Origin of the sequence: Frigoribacterium sp. CFBP 13605, assembly GCF_014839405.1 — a bacterium.
In the GTDB taxonomy this organism is placed as follows: domain Bacteria; phylum Actinomycetota; class Actinomycetes; order Actinomycetales; family Microbacteriaceae; genus Frigoribacterium.
This window is the reverse complement of record NZ_JACYNS010000204.1, coordinates 1-1,434: the sequence shown is the minus strand read 5'-3', so window position 1 is coordinate 1,434 and position 1,434 is coordinate 1. Positions and strand designations below refer to the sequence as shown.

Below are 1,434 nucleotides of genomic sequence, written 5' to 3'. Positions count from 1 at the left end.
GCGCCGCGGGCAGCGACGTCGCCGCGGGCTCCGTGCTCTTCGCGGCCGGGACGCGACTGACGCCCGCGCGGTGGGGCGTGCTCGCCGCCTCCGGGATCGACGCGGTCGAGGTACGGAGCCGCCCGCGCCTCCTGCTGGTGTCGACCGGCGAAGAGCTCGCCGCACCCGGTGCCCCGCTCGGGCCCGGCCAGATCCACGACGCGAACGGCGTCGCCCTGGCCGCGGCGCTCGCCGAGGTCGGCGTCGTCGTCACCTCCGCCCGGGTGACCGACGACGCGGCCGCCCTGCTCGCCGTCGTCGCCCGCCACGCCGACGAGGTCGACCTCGTGCTCACGAGCGGCGGGGTCAGCGCGGGTGCCTACGAGGTCGTCCGCGACGCCTTCGAGGGTGCCGGCGTCACGTTCGGTCCGGTCGCCATGCAACCGGGCGGGCCGCAGGGCTGGGGGACGATCCGCGTGCACGACCGAGAGCTGCCCGTCGTCTGCTTCCCCGGCAACCCCGTCAGCTCGCTCGTGTCGTTCGAGGCCTTCCTGCGCCCCGCCCTGCAGGGCGTCACCGGCGTCGGCCTGCCCCGACGGCGCTGGACCGTGCCGATGGCGCACCCCGTGGACTCGCCGGTCGGCAAGCACCAGCTGCGTCGCGGCCGGGTCGACGTCGACGGGCGCGCCCACCTCGTCGGCGGGCCGAGCTCGCACCTGCTCGCCGCCCACGCCGAGGCCACCGTGCTCGTCTCGATCCCCGTCGGGGTCGACCGCGTCGACGCGGACGACCGGGTCGAGGTCTGGGCGCTCGACGACCCCGCCCCCCACGAGAAGGCCGACCGATGACCCCGACCCCGCCCGACGTGCCGCCGACCGACGCCCCGACCGACGCCCCGCTCTCGCACGTGCGCGAGGACGGCACCGCGCACATGGTCGACGTGACCGGCAAGTCCGAGACGAAGCGGATCGCCACCGCCCAGGCCGTGCTGACCACCCGGCCCGACGTCGTCGCGCGACTGGTCGACGGATCGCTGCCCAAGGGCGAGGCCCTCGGCACCGCCCGCATCGCCGGCATCCTGGCGGCCAAGCAGACGCCGACGCTCATCCCGCTGTGCCACCCGCTGCCGCTCGGCGCGATCACCGTCGACTTCGAGACCACGGAGGCGCAGGTCACCGTGATCGCCCGCGTCTCGACCCGGGGCGTCACCGGGGTCGAGATGGAGGCCCTGACCGCCGCGTCCGTCGCGGCCCTGACCCTCTTCGACATGATCAAGGCGGTCGACGCGCTCGCCGTGATCGGCGAGATCAAGGTGCTCGACAAGCAGGGCGGCAAGTCGGGGGACTGGTCGCGATGAGCGGCGCCCCGCACGAGACGGCCGACGTGACCGCGCCCGGCGTGACCGCGCCCGGCGTGACCGCGCCCGGCGTGACCGCGCCCGACGAGACCGCGCGA

At 75.9% G+C, this 1,434-nt stretch carries 2 protein-coding genes; both read left to right on the top strand.

From position 1 onward, the window contains the following. A partial coding sequence (locus IFT36_RS16025; protein ID WP_249408696.1) for a molybdopterin-binding protein occupies window positions 1–827 on the top strand: 827 nt, incomplete at its 5' end. Continuing rightward, window positions 824–1,336 (top strand): cyclic pyranopterin monophosphate synthase MoaC, encoded by a 513-nt coding sequence (moaC, locus tag IFT36_RS16020; RefSeq protein WP_056048856.1) that lies wholly within the window; start codon window positions 824–826, stop codon window positions 1,334–1,336. The genes IFT36_RS16025 and moaC, both read left to right, overlap by 4 nt. Window positions 1,337–1,434 lie beyond the last annotated feature (98 nt).

Bases quoted from the DNA above. Each gene is read 5' to 3' on its own strand.
- moaC (WP_056048856.1), top strand. From the start codon at position 824: ATGACCCCGACCCCGCCCGACGTGCCGCCGACCGACGCCCCGACCGAC.